This is a genomic window from Sphaerimonospora thailandensis (genome assembly GCF_016863115.1).
GTDB classification, from domain to species: Bacteria; Actinomycetota; Actinomycetes; order Streptosporangiales; family Streptosporangiaceae; genus Sphaerimonospora; species Sphaerimonospora cavernae.
The window spans coordinates 89,959-107,799 of record NZ_BOOG01000020.1; the positions used below are offsets into that span (position 1 = coordinate 89,959).

A 17,841-nucleotide genomic window follows, 5' to 3' on the forward strand; every position below is an offset into this window, starting at 1 on the left:
AATAAGGCTGGATTTTGCCGGATCATGCCGCCGTACCGGCGTGTCCGATGCGCTGCCTGAGAATGAACCAGCAGTAGACGAACGCGGCGGACGTGACTGCGGCGAGCAGCATCAGCCCGATGGAGTACGACCCGGTGGCCTGGTAGATCAGCCCCATCACGATCGGGGGCAGGAACCCGCCCAGGCCGCCCGCCGCGCCGACCACACCCGTGGCGCTGCCCACCATCGCGGCGGGCACCTTCCGCCCGAGCAGCGCGAACACCGCCCCGTTGCCCAGGCCGAGCGCCGCGGCCAGAACCAGGAAGCCTACCGTCGCCAGCGGCATGGCCGGGGCGAAGGAGACGATGATCGCGCAGGTGAACGCGACGGCGAGCGAGTAGGCGAGCACCGGGGCGCCTCCCACACGGTCGGCCAGCCAGCCGCCGACCGGGCGGGTCAGCGTGGCCAGCACCACGAAACCGGCGGCGCGGGCGGCTGCGTCCGCCGTGCTCAGGCCGTAGACCTCCTTGAGGTAGAGCGGGAGGTAGACGCCGAACGCCACGAAGCCGCCGAAGGTCAGCGCGTACATCGCGGCGAGCTCGCGGGTGATCCGCAGCCCAGCGGCCGCCATGAACCGGGTGAGGAACGGCTCGGACGCCCGCTGCATTCCCGGCGCGTCACGGCCGACCGCCAGGAAGGCGAGCCCGACGACCACCAGGGCGGCGGCGACCACGAAGAACGGGACCTGGCGGCCGAACTCGTCGGCCAGCCACGGGGTGGCGAAACCGGAGATCGCGGTGCCGATGTTGCCCATTCCGAAGATCCCCAGGGCCAGGCCCCGGCGCTCCGGCGGGAACCACGCGTTGACGTACGGCACGCCGATGGCGAAGGTCGCCCCGGTGAGACCGAGCACGAGCCCGCCGGTCAGCAGTGCCGAATAGCTGCCGGCGAAGGCCAGGAAGATCACTGGGATCACGCCGACCAGGCTTGCCAGGCCGAACATCAGGCGGCCGCCGTACCGGTCGGTCAGCGCACCCAGCACGATCCGGCCCAGCGACCCGACGATGACCGGGATCGCGACCAGGACCGACACCTCGAAGGGGGTCAGGCCGAGCAGTTCCTTGTACGTCGGCCCGAGCGGGCTGATCAGGGCCCAGGCCCAGAAGTTCACCGCGAAACCCGCGGTGGCGAGCGCGAGGGCGGCCGCCCGGCCGCCCTTCCTCGTCTCCGGCACGGCCGCAACGGCTGTCATTCCACCCTCCGGGGAGGCAAGCATGGCTTTCACGCTTTCCAGCCTGCCGGACAACGCGAAAGGGACATCAGGGTCCTTGGTCCCTTGCTCCCTGCCCGAAGGGCCGCCGTTCACGCGACCGTCAGCGAATCTCCATGATTTCGATATTCAACCCCGGACGCGAGACCTCGCCTGGTGGTCGAGGAGACGGATGAGCGACTCGATGAGCTGCTCGCGTTCGGCCTGGCCCAGCGGCGCGAACTGCGTCTTCTTTCCCAGTGAATCTGAGCGGCGGCCCGCCGGGGGATACCCCCCGGGCGTGGGAACGAAGGAGGAGGGCTTAGGCTTGCCTCACGGCAGCCCGAGGCGAGGTCAGGTCGCCTCGGGCTGCCTTACCAAGCGCGGCCAAGCGCGTCGGCTCCGCCGTACCACCGCGGAGCCGGGCAGATCCACTGACGTTCCCTCTAAATGACGGGTCCCGGCGCGCCGGGCGGCGGGACGGAGCCCCTGTCACGCGGCGGAATCGGCGGGACCGGACCGGCACCGGGCGGGGGCAGCGGGGGCGTCGGCGGATATTCAGGCTGCACCGGCTGCGGCGGCATCGGCTCGTCGATGTCGTATCCGGTGCCCGAGCCCGTGGGCCGTCTGTCCCCCTCGTCCCCGCCCCGCTGATGCGGACCGGGGACCTCACCCCGCCGGCGTCCGGCCTCGCCGCCGTGCTTCTCCATGAATTCCTTGAAACGCTCCAGGTCACCCCTTACGCGCAAGCGAACGATCTGCAGCAGATCGCCCGCCTTCTCGGCCAGGCCCTCGGGATCGTGCTCCATCTGCAGCGTCACCCGGGCGGTTTCGCCGCTCAGGCGGTGGAACGTCACCACCCCCGCATGCCTCGGCCGGTCGAGAGACCGCCAGGCCACCCTCTCGTCCGGGTGCTGTTCGGTGATCTCCGCCTCGAACTCCCGGCGGACGCCGGCGATCTCGACAATCCAGTGCGTTCGCGTGTCGTCGATCTGTTTGACCGACTCCACGCCTTCCATGAACGCCGGGAAGCTCTCGAACCGCGTCCACTGGTCGTACACGGTCCTGACCGGGACGTTCACCTCGACGGAGTGCTCGATCGAGCTCATTCCTCCCCCTTCCGTGGTCGCCTCGGACGCCACTGCCCCGGAATCGGCCGCGCAACCGTCCACGCCGACGGGAAACGCGCTGCTCGTCTTCGAGCACCCGGTTCGCCCCCGCGTACCAGCCGGTGACCGCCTGAACGCCCACCGCGGCGAACAGCAGGCCGAACGGCAGCGCCCAGCCGCCGCCCACCTCGTGGAGTACGCCGAAGGCGATCGGGCCGACACCCGCGATCAGGTATCCGGCGCTCTGCCCGAACGCGGACAGGCCCGCGGTGGCCGCCGCCGTCCTGGTGCGCAGAGCCAGCATGGACAACGCCAGCGGGAAGGAGCCCATGCCGACGGCCACGAAGATCGACCAGAGCCACATCGCGTGACCGGTGAGCAGTCCGGCGAACCCGACCAGGTAGCACACCACGAAACCGGCCATCACCGGCCGCTGGTCGCGGAAACGGGTCGCCAGCACCGGCACCACGATCGAGACGGGGATCCCGAGACCGGTGAACACCGCCAGGACCAGCCCCGCCTGTCCGGAGCTGTATCCGCCGGCCCGCAGCAGCAGGGGGAGCCAGCCGAACATGATGTAAGCGATCATCGACTGGGAGCCGAAATATCCGGCGACGGCCCAGGCGAGCCTGCTACGCAGCATCCTGCCCCGACCGCCGAGTTCGGCGGGGGCGGTGCGCACCGCGGCGGTGTTTCGCCGCTGCGGCTCACCACGCCACAGCGCAAGCCACGGAATGGCGGCGACGACGGCCAGGACCGCCCATGCACCGAGGGCCACGTGCCAGCTACCGCCGGCGGCCTGCTGGATGGGCACCGTCGCGGCGGCCGCGATCATCGTTCCGGCGGCCAGGCCCGTCGTGTAGACGGTCGTCATGGCGCTGCCGCGCCGGGGGAAGTGCCGCTTGATCAGCGCCGGGATCACCACATTGCCGATCGCGCCACCGGCCAGCGCCACCACGCTGGCCGCCAGGAACACCCCCGCGCTGTCGACCAGCGAACGCGCCGCCATGCCAGCGCCGAGGAGGACGAGCGCGACCAGGATCAGCCGCTGCTCGCCCATGCGACGGGCCAGTGCGGGCGTCATGGCGCCGAACACGGCGAAGCAGAGCACCGGCAACGTCGTGAGCAGCCCGGCCATCGCCGCGGACATCCGGAGACCGGCGGCGACCTGGTCGAGGACCGGTCCCAGGCTGGTCACGGCGGTCCGCAGGTTCAGCGCCGCCAGGGCGATCCCTCCGGCGATGAGCCAGGGCACCAGGCTCCGGCGACGCTCCCCCGGTAATTCAGCAACGGCACTCATGCCGGCGACACTCCCCTGTTTAGCCGATCATGTAATCATCCTATGACCGGGCAATCATAGCAGGCGCGTCAGAACATTCGCGATCGGGTTTCACATAGGTCTCAAATGTATCTCAATGCACCGATCGGCGGCCGTCCAGCAGTACGCGACGACGTACTGATTCGTGCGGATCGACTCCTGATCAGCTCCCGGGCCGACGTCGCCGGAGCAGCCAGACCAGGCCGATCACCGGGAGCACGAGCGGCACGAAGCCGTACCCACCGCCGTAACCGGACCACACCGTCGCGTGCGGGAACGCCCGGGCGTCGACCAGGCTCAGCGTGCCGACGATCAGCACCCCGGCGAGCTCGACCACGCAGGCGGCCACCGCCGGCCGACGCGCCCCGCGGGCCAGCGCCACGGTGAGCACGATGTAGACGGCGGCGGCGAAGGCCGACAGCAGGTACGCCAGGGGCGCCTCGTCGAACTTCGTCGCGATCTGCACTGCGGCACGAGCGGAGGCGGCGAGGGCGAACACGCCGTACACGGCCACCAGCATACGGCCCGGCCCCGACCTGACCGCTCGATCCGCGGACTCACCCGGGTTCATGCCGTCGCGTTCCAAAGCTGCAGGAGCCGCCCGGTCATGACGGCCACGGTGAACGCGGCGACCGCGATGACGCCGGGACCCCAGCGCGTGCGCTCCGCCCGCCCCCACCACACCGCCGCCGGCGGAATGACGACCGTCCCCGCGAGATAACCGATGAAGGTGGCCCTCTCCCGCACCTGGCCGACCTCGGCGACGGCCAGGCCCGCCTGGACGAGCAGCGCCAGTTCGACCACGGCCAGCCCGGCCAGCAGCGCCACGCCCATCGGCCGGTCGCGGATCGCCGTGATCAGGGCGAGCAGGGCGAGCAGCAGCGCGGCGCCGATCAGCCCGCCGGAGAACGCGCCGATCATCGGACCTCGCCCGAGGCCGGGGACATGATGGCGACGAAGGTAGGGAACACGGGGAAGGCGGGAGCCGTCGGGAACGCCGGGGACATGGCCAGTAGGTTATCGGCCCGACGGTCCACCCCCTGATCCAGTCCGCCCGGTCCGCCCGCCCCTCAGGCGTCAAGCCGTACGAGTCTCGGCGAGGGGCAGGTCGACGGCGTCCTCGGCGCGGCAGTTGATCGCATAGGCTCCGCGCCGGCGAGGCTGGGAGTGTTGAGAACCTAGTGCCCGCCTGTGGCGGCCTCGGGACTGTCGTCGCTGCTGACCGGTTCCGGCAGGGTGCCGGCGTTGTGCTCCAGCAGGCGCCAACCCGTGCGGCCTTCCTCCAGCACCGACCAGGAGCAGTTGCCGATGCTGCCGAGCGCCGACCACAGTTCCTGTGGCAGGCCCATCAGCCGGGCGATGCCCAGCCGGATGGCCGCGCCGTGCGAGACCACGACCAGCAGTCCGTCGTCGTCGACCCGTGCGGACCAGCGCAGGATCGCGTCGCAGACCCGCGCCGCGACGTCGGCGACGTCCTCGCCGCCGGGCGCCTCCCATGCCTCGAACTCGACCGGCCACCCCGTCTTGATCTCGTCACGGGTGAGGCCCTCCCACTCGCCGCCGCCGCGCTCCCTGAGGTCCTTGTCGACGGTGACGCCGAGGCCGGTGAGCCGGGCGACGGCGGATGCCGTGTCGAACGCACGGCGCAGATCGGACGAGACGATCATCGTGGGCCGCAGTGCCGCGAGCAGGGACGCCGCCCGCGCGGCCTGCGCCACTCCGGTCTCGTCGAGCGGAATGTCGGTGTGTCCCTGGAAGCGCTTCTCGACGTTCCACAGCGTCTGGCCGTGTCGCAGGCAGACGACCCGGCGGCTCACCGGGCCTCCCCGGACCGCCGCGCCGCCTCGTGAGATCGCCTCATCGGGCCGCCCCGCGCTGCGCCGCCACCCGCTTCACGCTCTCGGGCAGTCCGATGGCGGGGCAGTCCTTCCAGAGGCGCTCCAGCGCGTAGAAGTTCCGGTCCTCTTCGTGCTGTACGTGAATGACGATGTCGAGGTAGTCGAGGAGCACCCAGCGGCCCTCCCGCTCACCCTCGCGGCGGACCGGCTTCGCGTCGGCCTCGACACGCAGTCGCTCCTCGATCTCGTCGACCACGGCACGCACCTGGCGGTCGTTCGACGCCGAGCAGAGCAGGAACGCGTCGGTGATCACGAGCTGGTCGCTTACGTCGTACGCGATGATGTCGTCAGCCAGCTTCTCGGCGGCGGCTTCGGCCGCTATCCGTACGAGCTGGACTGATCTCTCGGTTGCTGTCACGATGCGGTTCTGTCCTCCCTTGACTGCTCTTTCAACAGTGCCCAGTCCGGGTGAGCCGGACAACCGACTTTCCCGGAGTTGACCCTACCGGGACGCGTCGGCAATCCGGAGTTATCACCTGGACCAGGATTTCAACGTTCATTTCCAGCGGGAGATTCCATCAGGGGAAAGGCGGCGACGGTCGTCCCGATGCGGACCGCCCCCGGCGTGTGCGGAGCGAGCGCACCCTGGTGCAGGTCCACCAGCGCGGCGAGGATCCGGCGACGGGCGTCCTCCCAGAGCCCGGGGTCGACCCACAGCTCGGCGTCGGCGATCGCCCCGTCCCCCTCGGCCTTCCACCGTCCGGCGCGCTCCCGCAGGGTCTGGGCCAGGGTCTCGGCGATCAGGGGGAAGTCGGCCCGCTGCTCGGTGAGCGGCGTTCCTCGCACCGCCCGGTATCGGCGTTCCCTGCCACCACGGCGGGCACGCACGTCGACCAACTCGACCAGGCCCGCGTCATCGAGACAGCGAAGGTGGTGGCTGGCCAGGGCGTGGGAGACGCCCAGTTCGCGGGCGAGTTCGGCGGCGGACATGGGCGCACCCCAGATGAGCGACAGCATGCGCAGCCGTACCGGGTGCGCCAGCGCCCTGAGTTTCGGATCCACCTCCCCCATGGCGGCAAGTAAACACCATCCGGCCACGCCCAACCCCCAAGCATTGACTTGGGGGTTGGAAAACGGCGATTGGCGTCGTCACCCGCAGAAAGCGCGCACGTCGCCGGAGCACAGCGACGCGGCGTCGTCCCTCCTGATCGCCTCGCGGTGGCGGCCTCCGCCGTACCGTTTCTACTTCGGCACGGGACCTGCCGATCAGCTCCAGTTGCGATTCAGCAGTAGCCGGTCCGCAGGAAGCGGCGTTCGGACGGTCTGCCGAGGTCCAACCCGATGTCGACATGGCTGGGCAGCCGGTCGAGGGTCGAGTTCGGCACGATGAACTCCCTGCCCGTGTACTTCTGCCGTACCGACTGCCGATAGGCGGGCTCGCACACGAACGGGTTGGCATACGTGTTGTAGCCGAGGCCGACGCCGGTGTTGAGGAATCCCGCGTCCTGGCACTGGAACAGCACAGCGCGCAGGGCGGCGGCGTTCCTCGGCCCCCGGTAGCGGGAGGCGAAGTTCGCGAAACACTTCTTCGACTCGCCCGTGGTGTACGGGGAGGGGCCGGCGGCCCGCAGCGCGCCGAGGAAGGAGGCGTTGCAGCCGATGGCCGCCGACGGCTCCCGCCCTTGGAGCAGCGCGGTCCGTTTGCAGCCGGTCACGGACTGGAACGCGTCGACGACATCCCGGTGCGGGCCGAGCCGGGAGTACGCGACCACGAGGTCGGTCTGGGCCCGCAAAGGGTACGCCCCCGTGTCACCGAACTCCTCGTCGAGCAGGCGGAACCACGTCTCGAAGCTCGGCACCCGGGCCTGTACGCCCTCCGGGAGGGTGTAGACGGCCAGGTCCGTGGGAGTGTCGAAGGTGTCGAGGCCCGGAAATCCGACGTACGACAGGATGCCGATGCCGACCTTCGCGGGCTGATGGCCGTAGGCCCTGCGCAGCGCCAGGTAGCGTTCGAGGTTGGTGTTGGAGCCCGCCCACGCGTACCAGAAGCCGCTTGGATACAACGACGTGCTGCCGCGAGTGTGCGTGGTGCCGAACAGCGCGGGCGAGACGCAACGGACCTGGCGCTTCTCCCAGGCCATCAGGTATTCCGCCGGAGTGGAGATGCAGCGGGTATGGGTATCGGTCCCGGTCGCCGCGCGGCCGGGATCCGGGAGCGCCACGCAGGGCGCGGCGAGCGCGAGGGCGCACGCCGTGAGGGCACCCCCGGCGAGGGCGAGGGACGGCCTTCGATGCTTGAGGTCCACAGGTGCTCCTTGAGGCTCCGGTCGCGGCAGATCACGCCTGCCGCGACCGACGTCCGGGGCTGGAACGCTGCCGAAAGCAGCTCATGAAGCGGTCAGGGATGCAGGAGCAGCAACGGGTCGCAGGTGTTGGAACCCGTCAGCCGTGGGTTCTTCGGATCCCTCAGGCCGTTCTCGCTGTTCACGATGTAATAATCGCCGGCCGGACGAGGTATCACGATCAGTGTTTGGAGCCGCATCAGCGCCTGCGCATCGGCGGTCGTCGCTCCGGGCCCCAGAGAAATGCGCAGCATGGTCCGGAGCATTTCGAATAGATTATCGTGATTGATTCCCGGCCAGATGAGCACTCGATAGGTGTGCGGAATAATCCCCAACGTTTCACTGAAGCCCCGGATCGACACACGCGAGTCGACCCAGCCTGCCACAGTCCTGGCCGCATCGCTTTCATTGGCAGCGAGGTCCCTCAGCGACACCGGCCGCGCCGTAGCCATATGAATATGCAGCTGATTGAACATCCGAGCATGAACTGAATTGATCCCCAGCCCCACCGGGGTAGGCACCACCGTGGGCTTCCTGCCGGCGAAGAACTCCGCGGCACTCCAATAGTTCGGTGCGACGCTCTCGCAGATCCAGGGGCACTCGATCCCATTGATCCGCAGGGTCGGGACCAGAATATAATTTGTGAAACCCGATGCGTTCTTGTTGCCGGGCATCACGACATAGTCGTTGGCGTTCTGCAGGCACGTGTTGTTCATGTGGCACCGCTGGCTCGCGACCCAGAGAGCGTCCGTGCTCGTGGGGCTACCACATTGCGCGGGGTCGGGCCCGCAGACGGGGGGCAGTGGGTGAGCCGCGGCCGACCGGGCGCCCGCGAGGACGGCGCCGACGCCGGCGAGACCGGAGAACCGGACAAATCGGCGTCGCGTCAGCCTGCTCATCTCGTCGTTCTCAAACATTGATACCCCCGATGATTTCCGCGCGAAGATGTCGCGCCCTTTGCAGGGACCACACTTCCGTGCACAGAAACCGTCGGAAGCGTTCGCGGATCGAGAATAACGCTTTCACGACGCCGCTCCCCGTCGACCAGAAGCCGGCGCGCTCGAATCAGGATGCCCCCATCCGATCGGTCATTGAACCATTCCGGCACCTGATTTGAATTTCCGCGGGTAGGACGGAAACACTTCTCGTGGCACGTTGGAAGAACAGCGGCGTTCCACCCCTGCGACTTACACCGCCTTCGCCGGCAGGAGGTCAATAATTTATTTGCCGCCACTTCGATGGCATGCGACATCAAGGCCGTTCCGCCAATATGACCGATTATCCGGCAGCGAGGTCCGAAAAAAGCAGATATGTCGTCGTCTGGCAGGAAGGACACTGCTCCAGATCGTGATAGAGGCGCCCTTGCCGTGGACCCTGCTGACTGGGACTGCCCCGGAATCGCCCTACACCTCGGCCGGGCTCTTCCCAACCGCGTGAAGCTGCTCTGGTCGTCAGAGCCGCGGAGCCGTCGATGATCGCCTTGGCGCAGGGCTGACTCGCAGTGAATCCGAGCGTTCTTGTCGGTGGCGGCGTTTACGCTTCCCGTTCATGAGCAACGATGAGACCCGTACTGTACGACTGACAGTCGAAGTCGCTGACTGTGGCATCGCCGGTCTGCAGGACAAGGAACTCGACGGGTATGCCGATACACCAGCCCAGTCCGTTGGGTTCATCGAGGTCGAGAAGGGCTGTGTCACCCTTCACATCACCCATCAGTGGGGGCCGGCCGACTTCGCTGTGACGATCGCCGACCGGGATCCCGGGGCAGATCTCGCTACCTATGAGGACATCGTGGAAATTGGCTACGTGTCCATGTCAGGCGAAGTGGAGATGAGCGGGTTCACCTTCGACGAGGCTGTGATGCATCCCCTTCCTCCTCTTCCGGCCGGGCCTGGAACCTACCGCATTCGGTATCACGTCAAGGACATGGACTGGGAAGGCGCGAGGGATGGCGGCGTCGACAACCACTACCTTCAGATATGGCCCGCCCCTCTTGAGGACCCCGTTGTCGTCAAGGCCACGAGTGACATGTCTGAGTACTTTCTAGATCGAGAGAATTTCAAGCGCGCCCGAGGCTTGTGAGCATGCGCCGGCCCATCCACACATCTGGCCTGCCCATCTGCCGTCGTCCCACTCACCGGGCCGTCGCTGATGGTCTCTCCGAGTTCGAGGACTCCGCCGGGTGCCATCGAGCGGGACCGTCTGGGTCCGGGTGACAAGCTACCCTCTGAGGCGAAGTTGATGGATCACTACGGGTGTGCCCTCGGTGTGCCCTGCTGTGATCGAGGAATGACGCAGGCCCAGGTCAGTCCGAGAGATCGTGATAGAGGCCGCGCTTGTTGATGTACTGGACAATGCCGTCGGGAACCAGGTACCAGATCGGCTCGCCGGCGGCGACGCGGTGGCGGCATTCGGACGAGGAGATGGCGAGTGCCGGGATCTCGATCAGACTGACCTTGCCCGGCGGTAAACCGGGGTCCTGCAGGGTGTGGCCGGGCCGGGTGCAGCCGACGAAATGGGCGATGGCGAACAACTCGTCCACATCGCGCCAGCTCAGGATCTGCGCCAGCGCGTCGGCTCCGGTGATGAAGTACAGGTCGGCCTCGGGGCCGTAGACAGCGGAGATGTCGCGCAGCGTGTCGATCGTGTAGGTGGGACCCGGACGATCGATGTCCACCCGGCTGACCGAGAAGCGGGGATTCGACGCCGTCGCGATCACCGTCATCAGGTAACGGTCCTCGCTCGAGGACACCGTCTTGTCGGCCTTCTGCCAGGGCTGCCCGGTCGGGACGAACACCACCTCATCCAGGTCGAAGTGGTGGGCGACCTCGCTCGCCGCCACCAGGTGACCGTGGTGGATCGGGTCGAAGGTGCCGCCCATGATGCCCAGTCGCCTGGTCGGGACCCCGTTTTTCATGGAACGGACCATAACCCGCATGCCAGGTTCCGGTGAAAACCGGGTCTTATCGGTCAACGTTTCGCCTCGTCTCGACCTCGCCGTCTTCGCCTGCGCGCGCCCCTCCCGGGAGACATAGCATGCGGAACATGACCACTCCCGACCGCAACCGCGTGCAACTCCCGGGCATCAGCTCCCGAGCCTACGAACACCCCGCTGATCGCTCCGCGCTGGTGGCGATGCGTTCCCTCACTGGCTTCGACTCGGTCCTGAAGCGGATGTCGGGGCTGTTCAGCGAGCGCCGCCTGCGTCTGATGTTCCTGGCGTCGGCCGTGCGTTGCACCGACACCCAGTTCCGCGCGCTGCACGACATGGGCCGCGACAGCGCCTACATCCTGGACATGCCCCGCATCCCCGAGGTGTACGTCCAGCAGGATCCGCAGGCGTACGCCATGGCGATCGGCTTCGACGAGCCGTTCATCGTCGTCTCGACAGGTCTGCTCGACCTGATGGACGAGGAGGAACTGCGCTTCGTGGTCGGCCACGAGACCGCCCACATCCTGTCCGGCCACGCCGTGTACGGCACGATGCTGGCCATCCTCACCCGGCTCGCCACCCGCGTGGCGTGGATCCCGCTGGGCTACATCGGCCTGCGGGTCATCGTCGCCGCCCTCGAGGAGTGGCAGCGCAAGGCGGAGATGTCGGCCGACCGGGGCGGCCTGCTGGCCGGTCAGGACCCCGACGCCGCGCTGCGCGCGCTCATGAAGCTGGCGGGCGGCTCGCGCCTCCACGAGATGAACATCGAGGCCTTCCTCGACCAGGCCAGGGAGTACGACACGGCGGGCGACGTCCGCGACGGCCTGCTGAAGGTCCTCAACATGCTCGGCACCACCCACCCCTTCGCGGTGACCCGGGTCGCCGAGCTGGACCGCTGGCGCCGCGGCGGCGACTACGACCGCATCGTCGGAGGCGACTACCCCCGCAGGGAGGACGACGCCAACGCCAAGATCTCCGAGGAGGTCAAGGCGGCGGCCAACTCATACCGCGAGTCGTGGGCCCAGTCGCAGGACCCCTTCATCGGCGTCCTGCGCGACGTCGCCGAGGGCGCCGTCAACGCCGGCGAGCGCATCTTCAACAGGTTCGCCCGCAGGGAAAACTAGGGAGAAAAGTGCTGTCCGTCGCGAGCGTGGATCCAGATGGATTCACCGCAAGGTGGAGGAGGAGTTCGTAGCCGGAGGCTACGGGCGAGACGACTCCATCCCGGGGTGGAGTGCAGCGAGGCGCCATCTGGGCCACGCGCAGCAGGACATGACTTGTGAAACACAACCCAGCGCTGGGGGTCCGGAGGGGATCCCCCGGGCCCTCATGTCGGCCGCCGTCAGAAGAACCCGTCAGAAGAACAGGGCGACCGCGTGGACGGCGGCCGCGCACAGGGCGACGAAGCCGCCCAGCACGGCCAGCGCCCGCAGGCCCTGGCTGCGCAGGCCCGGCATCTTGGCAGTGGCGCGCTCGATCTCACGCCCGATGATCCCGCCACTGATCACGCCGAAGACCACGCCGGCGATCGTGACGGGCATCGTCTGGGTCCACCACTGGGGCTCGAGGTGCGTCCCGGTCGTGAGCCACAGGGCGACGAAGCCGGCGGTGGCGGCCGGCAGCCCCGGCCAGGCCGCCGCCGTGATGAGTGCGCAGAGCAGCGTCAGCGGGAAACTCAGCACGCGCAGCATCCTCCGCGTCCGCGGCGACTTACGGTTGCGTACGACCCAGTGGCTCATCCAGCCCGCTCTCGTCACGACGACGAACGTCGCCGTGATCGCGAACGTGGCGAGCGGGTAGATCACCGCGGCCACCACGCATGGCACGGCGAGCACCGCCAGCGCGGCCAGCGCGACGTTGCCGGTGGGGATGCCGAGCGACGGCTCCGGATCGGCCGGTTCCGGCGGTGTCTCGACCGCCAGGGCCGATCGAGTACGCCCCTCGCCCGACCGGCGGTCGGCCCGGCGGCCCCGACCGGCCGCCGGTCCGCCTCTCCTCCGGACCGGCTTGGTGACGGGCGCCGTCGCCGGGCCCCCGTCGGCTTTGCCGGCCTTCACCGCCTGCTGGTCGGCCTTCTCCGGCTTCCCGGGCTTGTCCGCCTTCCCGGGCTTTTCTGGCCGCTCAGCCGCCGGCGCCTCCGCAGGCCGCTGCCCATCCTCGGTGACGGTGCCCTTCACCGTGCTCGCCCCCGACTTGGCCGCGGCCTTCGGCATGGGCTTGTCGGCCTTCGGCACGGGCTTGCCGCTCGTCTCCGGCCTGGAACGCCGAGCCGATGTCGGCGTCGCCGTACGGCTCGGCGCTTCTGTGGTGGCCCGGGCGAGGCGGGTGAGCCGGTCGGCGAGCAGCGCGGCCGTGGGACGGCGGGCGGGATCACGGTGGAGCGCCGCGCGGACGAGCGGCAGCAGGGCGGCCGGCACCCCCGCGAGGTCGGCCTTGCCGTTGAGGATGGCGTACATCTGGGACTCGACCGTGCCCCGCCCGAACGTGGGGCGTCCGGTGGCGGCGAAGGCGACGGTGGCCGCCCAGGCGTGGATGTCGGCGGGCTCACCCACCGTCTCGTCAGCGAAGAGCTCGGGCGCGCTGTAGCCGGGGGTGCCCAGGAAGGTCCCGGTCATGGTCACCCTGGTCGCGTCGAGCACCTGGGCGATGCCGAAGTCGATCAGCACCGGCCCGTCCTCGCCGATCAGCACGTTGGCCGGTTTGACGTCGCGGTGCACCACGCCGCCCGCATGAATGATCGCCAGGGCCGTGGCGAGCCCCTGGGCCACCGGGATGAGCTCGGCCTCGGGCAGCGGCCCGCGCCGTACGGCATCGAGCAGAGTGTCTCCCTCGATGTACTCCATCACCAGGTACGGCCGGTCGCCGGACAGGTCGGCGTCGAGCACCCGGGCGACGTAGGGGCTCTCCACCCGCCGCAGCGCCCGGACCTCGCGTTCGAGGCGTAATCGGGCGTCGGGATCGTTCTCGATGGGGTCGCGGAGCATCTTCAGGGCGACGTGTTCCCCCCGGCGGTTGGCGGCGAGATACACCTCACCCATACCGCCCCGGCCCAGGCGCTCCAGGAGCGCGTACGGGCCGACCCGCCCAAGACGTCCAGCCATAGGAGCGCCAACCATAGCGGCCTCCGGCGGCGAATTCCCGGAGGCGCGCCGAGAACCTGTTCGCTATCTGCCCGCGCAGTCCGTCACCGTGCGGGGACTGTCACGGACGTGCCCCTCACCGGTGTAGATCCACTTGGTGGAGGTGAGTTCGGGCAGGCCCATGGGACCACGTGCGTGCAACTTCTGCGTGGAGATGCCGATCTCCGCGCCGAACCCGAACTCCCCGCCGTCGGTGAACCGCGTCGAGGCGTTCACGGCGACGGCCGCCGAGTCCACGGTCGCCGTGAACCTCCTGGCCGCCCCCTGCGAACGGGTCACGATCGCGTCGGTGTGGGCCGAGCCGTACCGCCTGATGTGCGCGACCGCGTCGTCCAGCGAGTCGACGACGGCCGCCGCGATGTCGAGCGAGAGATACTCCGTGGCGAAGTCCTCCTCGGTGGCGGGCACCACGTCGGCGCCGTGGCCGCACACCCGTTCGTCGCCGTGCACGGTCACACCCGCGTCCTTGAGCGCGGCGAGCGCCCTCGGGAGGAACTCACCGGCGATGGCGGCGTGCACGAGGAACGTCTCCGCCGCGTTGCATACCGAGGGCCGCTGCGCCTTGGCGTTCACCAGGATCTCCAGCGCGGTCTCGATGTCGGCGTCGGCGTCGACGTACACATGGCAGTTGCCGGTCCCGGTCTCGATCACCGGGACCGTCGACTCCTCCACCACGCTGTTGATCAGTGAGGCGCCGCCGCGCGGGATCAGCACGTCGACCAGCCCGCGGGCGCGCATGAGGTGCTTGACCGACTCGCGGGTCAGGCCCGGCACGAGCTGTACGGCTCCGGCCGGCACATCGGTCCGGGCCAGCGCCTCCTGCATGATCTTCACGAGCGCGATATTGGACGAGTACGCGCTGGACGACCCGCGCAGCAGTACGGCGTTGCCGCTCTTGAGGCACAGGGCGGCGGCGTCGACGGTCACGTTCGGGCGGCCCTCGTAGATGATCCCGATGACGCCCAGCGGCACCCGGACCTGACGCAACTCCAGGCCGTTCGGCAGCGTGCTCCCCCGTACGACCTCGCCGACGGGATCGGGCAGGTCGGCCACCTGTCGTACGGCCTCGGCGATCTTCGCGATCCGGTCGGCGTCGAGGCGGAGGCGGTCGATCATGGCCTCGGCGGTGCCGCCCTCCCTGGCCCTGTCCACGTCGACGGCGTTGGCTGCGACGATCTCGTCCGTAGCCGCGACGAGGGCGTCGGCGACGACGCGCAGCGCCGTGTCCTTCGGTGCGCGGGGCATCGGCGCCAGCACCGTCGCGGCCTCCCGGGCCGCGTGCGCCACCTTCAGGAAGTCCTCTGCCTCAGACATTCGCCTCGCGCTCCATGTGATCGTGATCGGCCGCCCGCCCGTCAGGCGCGGGCCGGTTCCAGTATGACGATGTCGTCTCGGTGGATCAGCTCACGCTCATATTCTGGACCGAGCGTGCTGGCCAGCTCCCGCGTCGACCTGCCGAGCAGTTCCGGGATCTCGGCGGCATCGTAGTTGACGAGACCCCGCGCGACGGGGACCCCCTCCGGACCGCACAGGTCGACCGGGTCGCCCTCGGCGAAGTCGCCCTCGACCTTCACCACACCGGCCGGCAGCAGCGACATGCGCCGCGCCACGACGGCCTCGACGGCGCCCTCGTCCAGGTGCAGCCGGCCCCGCCCGGTGGTGGCGTGGGCGAGCCAGAGCAGCCGGGTGCCGGGGTGGCGGCCGCCGGGGTGGAAGTAGGTGCCGACGTCGGCGCCGGCGAGGGCCTGCGCCGCATGCGCGGCCGCGGTCAGCACGACCGGCACGCCGGCGCCCGTGGCGATGCGGGCCGCCTGCACCTTGGTGATCATTCCGCCGGTGCCGACCCGGCCGGAGGTGCCCAGCTCGACGCCCTCCAGGTCCTCCGGCCCGCGTACCTCGGCGATCCGGGTGGCGCCTGCCCGGCGCGGATCGCCGTCGTAGAGGGCGTCCACATCCGACAGCAGCACCATCCCGTCGGCGTGGGTCAGGTGGGCCACCAGCGCGGCGAGCCGGTCGTTGTCACCGAAGCGGATCTCGTCGGTTGCCACCGTGTCGTTCTCGTTGACCACCGGGACGATGCCGAGCTCGAGCAGCTTGGTCAGCGTGCGCTGGGCGTTGCGGTGATGCGACCTGCGCATCATGTCGTCGGCGGTGAGCAGCACCTGGCCGACGCGCAGGCCGTACCTGGCGAACGAGGAGGTGTAGCGGGCGACGAGCACGCCCTGGCCGACCGAGGCCGCCGCCTGCTGGGTGGCCAGGTCCTTGGGTCGCGCCCTGAGCCCGAGCGGGCCGAGCCCGGCCGCGATCGCGCCCGACGAGACGAGCACGAGCTGAGTGCCGGCCCGCGTTCGCGCGGCGAGCACGTCGACGAGCGCGTCCACACGGTCCACGTCGATCATGCCGTTCGGCGTCGTCAGGGAGGACGAGCCCACCTTGACGACCAACCTCCGACCGGAGCCGATCCGGCTGCGACCCTCCTGATTTCCGCCCATCACGCCATCTCACTCGTCCCCATGTCGACAGGTTGACCGGCTCGGTATCTCAGCCGAGCCTACTGTCGGTGCCGCGCGGCCCCATGTGGGCCTCCGCGCCCTGGGACGGCTGCCAGTCGAAGAGGTAGCCGCCCTCCATCGGCCCGATGATCACCTCGGCTCCCGGCTCGGCCCCCGCCCCGATCAGTGCGTCCTCGACGCCGAGCCGGTTCAGCCGGTCGGCCAGATAGCCCACGGCCTCGTCGTTGGCGAAGTCGGTCTGCCGGATCCACCGCTCGGGCTTCTCCCCGGTCACCTGGAAGGTGTTGCCGTCGACGCGCCGCACCGAGAACCCGGTCTCGCCGAGCTGCTTCGGCCGGATGACCAGGCGCGTCGGCTCCTCGACCGGGGCCTGTGCGCGGGCCTGCGCCACCATCTCGCCCATGGCGTACGACAGGGGTCGCAGTCCTTCGTGGGTGGCGGCGGAGATCTCGAAGACCCGCAGGCCGCGCTCCTCGAGGATGGGCCGGACGATGTCGGCGAGATCGCGGCCGTCGGGGACGTCGACCTTGTTCAGCACGACCAGCCGGGGCCGGTCGGTCAGCGAGCCGTACGCCGCGAGCTCCGCCTCGATCACGTCGAAGTCGGTGACCGGGTCGCGGCCCGGCTCGAGCGTGGCGCAGTCCAGGACGTGCACGATCGTCGAGCAGCGTTCGACATGGCGCAGGAACTCGTGGCCGAGACCCCTGCCCTGGGACGCGCCGGGGATGAGGCCCGGCACGTCGGCGACCGTGAACACGGTCTCCCCCGCCGTGACCACGCCGAGGTTGGGGATCAGTGTGGTGAACGGATAGTCCGCGATCTTGGGGCGGGCCGCGGACAGCGCGGCGATCAGGGACGACTTTCCGGCGTTGGGGAACCCGACCAGCGCGACGTCCGCGACGGTCTTCAACTCCAGCATGATCTCGGCATCGTCGCCCGGCTCCCCGAGCAGCGCGAAACCCGGGGCCTTGCGCTTGGTACTGGCGAGCGCCGCGTTGCCGAGGCCGCCGAAGCCGCCCTTGGCCGCGACGTAGCGGGTGCCCACGCCGATCAGGTCGACCAGCACCTCACCCGTCCTGGCGTCCTTCACCACGGTGCCGTTGGGGACGGCCAGGACGATGTCCTCACCGTTGGCGCCGTCCCGGTTCGAGCCCATGCCCTGCTTGCCGTTGCCTGCCCGGCGGTGCGGACGGTGGTGGTACTCCAACAGGGTGGCCGTGTTGGGATCCACTTCCAGGATCACCTCTCCGCCGCGGCCGCCGTTGCCACCGTCCGGCCCGCCGAGCGGCTTGAACTTCTCTCGGTGGATGGAGGCGCAGCCGTTGCCGCCGTCACCCGCCTTGATGTGCAGGATGACGGTGTCCACGAACTCGGCCATCAGCCGCACCCCCCTTCGAAACACTCAGTGAACAAACAAATGA

At 69.3% G+C, this 17,841-nt stretch carries 16 protein-coding genes and 2 pseudogenes; 2 read left to right on the plus strand and 16 right to left on the minus strand.

What is annotated here, in order from left to right:
• Nucleotides 1-22: 22 nt before the first annotated feature.
• The 11 genes and pseudogenes from Mth01_RS12165 to Mth01_RS12210 form a co-directional block, all read right to left on the minus strand.
• The gene (locus tag Mth01_RS12165) at nt 23-1,231 is read right to left on the minus strand and encodes an MFS transporter (RefSeq protein ID WP_204015910.1); all 1,209 of its coding nucleotides are present in this window, start codon (nt 1,229-1,231) and stop codon (nt 23-25) included.
• A gap of 443 nt (nt 1,232-1,674) precedes the next feature.
• Nucleotides 1,675-1,938 (minus strand): hypothetical protein, encoded by a 264-nt coding sequence (locus tag Mth01_RS29670; protein WP_239089605.1) that lies wholly within the window; start codon nt 1,936-1,938, stop codon nt 1,675-1,677.
• A 63-nt stretch (nt 1,939-2,001) separates the two neighbouring features.
• Nucleotides 2,002-2,337, minus strand: a pseudogene (locus Mth01_RS29675) (SRPBCC family protein); the annotation flags it as partial.
• A gap of 223 nt (nt 2,338-2,560) precedes the next feature.
• Nucleotides 2,561-3,637 (minus strand): annotated as a pseudogene (locus tag Mth01_RS12175) (MFS transporter); the annotation flags it as partial.
• A gap of 181 nt (nt 3,638-3,818) precedes the next feature.
• Nucleotides 3,819-4,226 carry a hypothetical protein gene (locus Mth01_RS12180; RefSeq protein ID WP_204015912.1) on the minus strand — a complete coding sequence of 136 codons (408 nt, stop codon included), beginning with the start codon at nt 4,224-4,226 and terminating at the stop codon, nt 3,819-3,821.
• Entirely contained in the window at nt 4,223-4,576 is a 354-nt protein-coding gene (locus Mth01_RS12185) for a hypothetical protein (RefSeq protein ID WP_204015913.1), read from the minus strand. The genes Mth01_RS12180 and Mth01_RS12185 overlap by 4 nt, the downstream gene beginning before the upstream one ends.
• Before the next feature lie 257 nt (nt 4,577-4,833).
• The gene (locus Mth01_RS12190; RefSeq protein ID WP_204015914.1) at nt 4,834-5,472 is read right to left on the minus strand and encodes a histidine phosphatase family protein; all 639 of its coding nucleotides are present in this window, start codon (nt 5,470-5,472) and stop codon (nt 4,834-4,836) included.
• A 40-nt stretch (nt 5,473-5,512) separates the two neighbouring features.
• Nucleotides 5,513-5,911, minus strand: a complete 399-nt coding sequence (gene rsfS / locus Mth01_RS12195) for a ribosome silencing factor (protein WP_204015915.1) — start codon at nt 5,909-5,911, stop codon at nt 5,513-5,515.
• Between the two features lie 131 nt (nt 5,912-6,042).
• Nucleotides 6,043-6,555, minus strand: a complete 513-nt coding sequence (locus Mth01_RS12200; protein ID WP_204015916.1) for an ArsR/SmtB family transcription factor — start codon at nt 6,553-6,555, stop codon at nt 6,043-6,045.
• A 221-nt stretch (nt 6,556-6,776) separates the two neighbouring features.
• Nucleotides 6,777-7,799, minus strand: a complete 1,023-nt coding sequence (locus tag Mth01_RS12205) for a hypothetical protein (RefSeq protein ID WP_204015917.1) — start codon at nt 7,797-7,799, stop codon at nt 6,777-6,779.
• Between the two features lie 92 nt (nt 7,800-7,891).
• On the minus strand, nt 7,892-8,752 hold the full coding sequence (locus tag Mth01_RS12210; protein ID WP_308440792.1) for a CDP-diacylglycerol diphosphatase: 861 nt from the start codon (nt 8,750-8,752) through the stop codon (nt 7,892-7,894).
• 631 nt (nt 8,753-9,383) lie between these two features.
• Here Mth01_RS12210 and Mth01_RS12215 point away from each other — a divergent pair.
• Nucleotides 9,384-9,917, plus strand: a complete 534-nt coding sequence (locus tag Mth01_RS12215; protein ID WP_204015919.1) for a hypothetical protein — start codon at nt 9,384-9,386, stop codon at nt 9,915-9,917.
• 223 nt (nt 9,918-10,140) lie between these two features.
• Here Mth01_RS12215 and nadD read toward each other — a convergent pair whose 3' ends face one another.
• Nucleotides 10,141-10,716 carry a nicotinate-nucleotide adenylyltransferase gene (gene nadD / locus Mth01_RS12220; RefSeq protein WP_407695937.1) on the minus strand — a complete coding sequence of 192 codons (576 nt, stop codon included), beginning with the start codon at nt 10,714-10,716 and terminating at the stop codon, nt 10,141-10,143.
• Nucleotides 10,717-10,880: 164 nt separating this feature from the next.
• Between nadD and Mth01_RS12225 the strand changes: the two genes are divergently transcribed.
• On the plus strand, nt 10,881-11,891 hold the full coding sequence (locus tag Mth01_RS12225) for a M48 family metallopeptidase (RefSeq protein ID WP_407695934.1): 1,011 nt from the start codon (nt 10,881-10,883) through the stop codon (nt 11,889-11,891).
• 231 nt (nt 11,892-12,122) lie between these two features.
• Here Mth01_RS12225 and Mth01_RS12230 read toward each other — a convergent pair whose 3' ends face one another.
• The 4 genes from Mth01_RS12230 to obgE form a co-directional block, all read right to left on the minus strand.
• The gene (locus Mth01_RS12230; RefSeq protein WP_204015922.1) at nt 12,123-13,868 is read right to left on the minus strand and encodes a serine/threonine-protein kinase; all 1,746 of its coding nucleotides are present in this window, start codon (nt 13,866-13,868) and stop codon (nt 12,123-12,125) included.
• Between the two features lie 63 nt (nt 13,869-13,931).
• A complete protein-coding gene (locus Mth01_RS12235) occupies nt 13,932-15,221 on the minus strand; it encodes a glutamate-5-semialdehyde dehydrogenase (protein ID WP_204015923.1) in 1,290 nt (429 codons plus the stop codon).
• 41 nt (nt 15,222-15,262) lie between these two features.
• Nucleotides 15,263-16,399: a glutamate 5-kinase gene (gene proB / locus Mth01_RS12240; protein WP_204015944.1), complete on the minus strand. Its 1,137-nt coding sequence runs from the start codon at nt 16,397-16,399 to the stop codon at nt 15,263-15,265.
• Between the two features lie 49 nt (nt 16,400-16,448).
• Nucleotides 16,449-17,798 (minus strand): GTPase ObgE, encoded by a 1,350-nt coding sequence (obgE, locus tag Mth01_RS12245; protein WP_204015924.1) that lies wholly within the window; start codon nt 17,796-17,798, stop codon nt 16,449-16,451.
• Nucleotides 17,799-17,841 lie beyond the last annotated feature (43 nt).